This is a genomic window from Phaeovulum sp. (genome assembly GCF_041596715.1).
Classification (GTDB): Bacteria; Pseudomonadota; Alphaproteobacteria; order Rhodobacterales; family Rhodobacteraceae; genus UBA6213.
In genome coordinates, this window is the sequence record NZ_JBFHIA010000293.1 from 1 (window position 1) to 3326 (window position 3326).

At 58.0% G+C, this 3326-nt stretch carries 5 protein-coding genes and 1 pseudogene; all 6 read left to right on the forward strand.

Going from position 1 to position 3326, the window contains the following annotated elements; all coding sequences use genetic code 11:
• Positions 1–298 (forward strand): hypothetical protein (locus ABY403_RS14825; RefSeq protein WP_372841593.1); only part of this gene is annotated, 298 nt, incomplete at its 5' end.
• A 119-nt stretch (positions 299–417) separates the two neighbouring features.
• Positions 418–1167: a cytochrome c gene (locus tag ABY403_RS14830; RefSeq protein WP_372841594.1), complete on the forward strand. Its 750-nt coding sequence runs from the start codon at positions 418–420 to the stop codon at positions 1165–1167.
• Between the two features lie 350 nt (positions 1168–1517).
• Positions 1518–1838 (forward strand): cytochrome c, encoded by a 321-nt coding sequence (locus tag ABY403_RS14835; protein ID WP_372841595.1) that lies wholly within the window; start codon positions 1518–1520, stop codon positions 1836–1838.
• A gap of 165 nt (positions 1839–2003) precedes the next feature.
• Positions 2004–2339: a c-type cytochrome gene (locus tag ABY403_RS14840; protein ID WP_372841596.1), complete on the forward strand. Its 336-nt coding sequence runs from the start codon at positions 2004–2006 to the stop codon at positions 2337–2339.
• Between the two features lie 196 nt (positions 2340–2535).
• Complete coding sequence (locus ABY403_RS14845; RefSeq protein WP_372841597.1) at positions 2536–3027, forward strand: DUF2271 domain-containing protein; 492 nt, start codon at positions 2536–2538, stop codon at positions 3025–3027.
• Positions 3028–3044: 17 nt separating this feature from the next.
• A pseudogene (locus tag ABY403_RS14850) lies at positions 3045–3326 on the forward strand (N-acetylglucosamine transferase); the annotation flags it as partial.

Consider the following 3326-nt stretch of genomic DNA (forward strand, 5'->3'; position numbering starts at 1 on the left):
CTTCCAGCAGCCCATCTTCCTGGGTGGTTCGGCGAACTCGGTTGACCACTGCATCCTGCATCCCGATCCGGCTGTGAACGAGATCTGGGTTTCGAACATGAACGGCTGGGAAACCATCGTTCTTGATCTGAACACCAACACACCGGAAGCCTGGATCCCGACCCCGCATGGCGGCGATACCCACTCGGGTGGCTTCTATGCTTACAACGGCTGGGAAGGTGAAGTGATGTCGGACATGGGCGGTATCAAGTCGCAGAAAATGCGCGACCTGTCGCTCGCCGCGATCGCTGCCCGCTAAGACGCGCAGCATCGCTCGACTGAGCTAAACACGACCCGCAGCGCCGAAAGGTGCTGCGGGCGCCTTCTTTTTGGGCTGCGCACACTTGGCGAGGCAATTGGTCGCGAAAGTTTACCGGCGTGACCGGCCTGGGCTACTTTCATTATCTGTCTCGGCTGCTAAAGTGCCGCCCTGTCAGTGGACCCCGACAACACGAAACGAGGATACGAATGCAGCAGCACAAAAACATCTCACGGCGTACCCAACGTCGAAAGGCGGCAATCGCGTCGCTCTTTTTTGGCCTTTCGATCATTGGCGGCAGCAACGCCGCGCTTGCTGAAATGGACCCACCGTGGTTCCTGCCCCATGATACGATGACTGAACAAGAAAAACGCGGCATGCAGATCTACTACTATGACGCGGGCGGCGTGGGCTCGGGCATTGGTTGCGCTGATTGCCACGGTGACATCGGCCAAGGCAACATCGACGTGGGCGCACCGGCAGCCTCGGGGGCGATTCGCTCGACCTTCGATACGATGCTGTCCGGCGGCGCAGAGCTTATGAACTTCATCGATCTCAAGCCGAACGAGAAGGACGACGTTTTCGAGTTTCTACAAGTTCTGCGTTACGTCACGCGCCCGAACCTCGGGCAGGCAGAGATGGAAGGCAAAAAGATCTATGAAGAGCTCGCGGGCGGCGTTGGCTGCCAGGCCTGCCACGGCATGGATGCAATGGGCGTGATCGGCCCCGATATCCGCGGCAAGGACCCGGTCGCCATTCTGGAAGCGATGAAAACAGTGCCGGACATGGGCATTGTTGAGCTGACGGAGCTTCAGGTCGATCAGGTTGCAGCATACCTGCGCGCCCTGCACGAACACGAAGAGCACTAATCAGCACCTAAAACGCTTGCGCGCGGCCTTCCTGCAAGGCCGCGCGTTATTTCGTTCGCGCGCGAAAACGTGATCGAAACAAAAAAACACCGGACTTCGCGCATCATATTGTATTCCTTATATTTTGCACGAAACATATATCTAACCTGCGACATTCCCGCGCGTTGGAATCTGCCCAAAAAGATGCTTTAAACGTCATGTGTTCTTTCCGGCCTCGTGCTCAGGTTCTTTGCTGGGTGAAGGTATCGGGAGACAGGTCGCTGCTAGAGCATTTTCTCGGGTAGTGGCATCAAGGGATCGGCAAAGACCCACCTCCATGTCGGGGGAGGGCCAGAAGAAGGTAAAAGCACATGATGAAATCGACCACGAAGATGGCCTCGGCGCTCGTCGGCCTGTTCGCGCTGGCAGCGCCGGCATTCGCCCAAGCTCCCGAGCTGACCGAACTCGAGGCCGCTGGTAAAGTGGTTTTCGAAGAAGAAATCGGCTGCATCGAATGCCATGGCGAACTCGCCAAGGGTGACGTTGGTATTGGGCCGAACATTCAGGGCCAAACCATTGAATACATCCAGCTGCAAATGCAGACGAACGAAATGATGATGTTCGACGCAACCGACGAGCAGCTGGCCGCGGTTGAAGCCTACCTGGCTTATCTGAAAGCCAACAACTCCTGATCTGACCTTGCATGCGGTGCGCTTGTCGCTTGCAAGATGCAGGCGCACCGCCAAGACAGGAAAACAACTCGTCGCAGCGCACCAAGGTGTGCTGCGGCTTTCATATGTAGTCAGCGCGACGTTGGCTTGATCGTGGCCCGGCGCGCCTAATGAAAGTTAGTAACGATGCGCCAAAAACTTGCTTCCGGTGGCCTGGCAATATTTTCGCTGGGTGTGGTGATGTCCTTTTCGGCATATGCTCAGCAAGTGCCCGAAATGGATCCGAACCTCGTTGCGGGCCGCGTGCTTTTCGAAGAAACCGCTGGTGACGTGGGCTGCGCTGCATGCCATGGCGTCCATGGCGAGGGCGGCGAAGGACCAAAGATTGTTGGCCAGAGCGCCGAAAACATTAAAGCCCAATTTCAAGTCAATGACTCCATGTCATTCATAGAGATGACCGATGAGCAGCTTGAGCTTGTCGAAGGCTGGTTGAACTACCTGCACGAACTCGAAAGGCACTAAGCCGTAGCGAGGGCAGGTTCGCCCAGCGCGATCGCATGATGATTTTGCCGAGGCCAGCGACGCTGGTCGAATGCGCGCTGGCCGCAAATGCACGCGACGATTTGTTCTGTGACCTGCCGCAGATTATTCGTTCACCCGCTGCGCGGTTTCGCGTAAGGTCGCGCTCGTCCATATGAGCGCACCAGCGGAGCTGCGAATGAACCGACTTACTTTGACCCTCGGCGTTTCTGCCTTGGCGGCGCTTGCGATTGCGGCGCAACCTGCTGGCGCGCGCGAGGTCAAGATCACCACCGCGATGGCGCGCAATTTCATCGGTGGTGCCTATGCGGTGCTGTATCTGGTCGATGCCGAAGGCAAGTATGAGACAACCCTTCATGTGTTCGGCACGACGCAGCGCTATTATTCGCACCTTCGCAACTGGTATCGCGCAACCGATCTGGCCGATGTAGATCGTTACGCCGACGCCGATGGCAAGTCAGGCCCTTCCGTTCGCCGCGGTGAAGTGGCCGAAATCAGCGTAGAGATCGCGGACGAGTTGTTCGACAAGGGTTATATGCTGCGCATCGACAGCACATTGTACGAAGGCCGCGATTACGGCACCGATGCCGAAGTGCCGCTTGCCACCACCTCGTCCGGGGTCGAGATCGAAGGGCGCGGCTACGTCAAAACGCTCCGCTTCGACCTTTAGCGCAGCCGGAGACACCAATGCAGCGTAGTTTTCACGGGGTGCCCGGTGTGGCGACAGCGCTGCTTGTGGTGGCGCTGGCGGTTTCGGGGGCGATGCTTGCCATAATCCCCGCACACGAGCGCGCCGAGGTCAGCCTACCGCCGCGGGGGGCTGTAAGCGTGGCCGATCTGGCCGCGGCAGTAGTGGCGCAATATCCGGAAACCGAACAGATCACGCGCAGGCCATCAGGCAAGATCGTGGTCGATTACACGCTAGAGGGCGAACCGCTTAGCACAGAGATCGACCCGCTTACCGCAGCA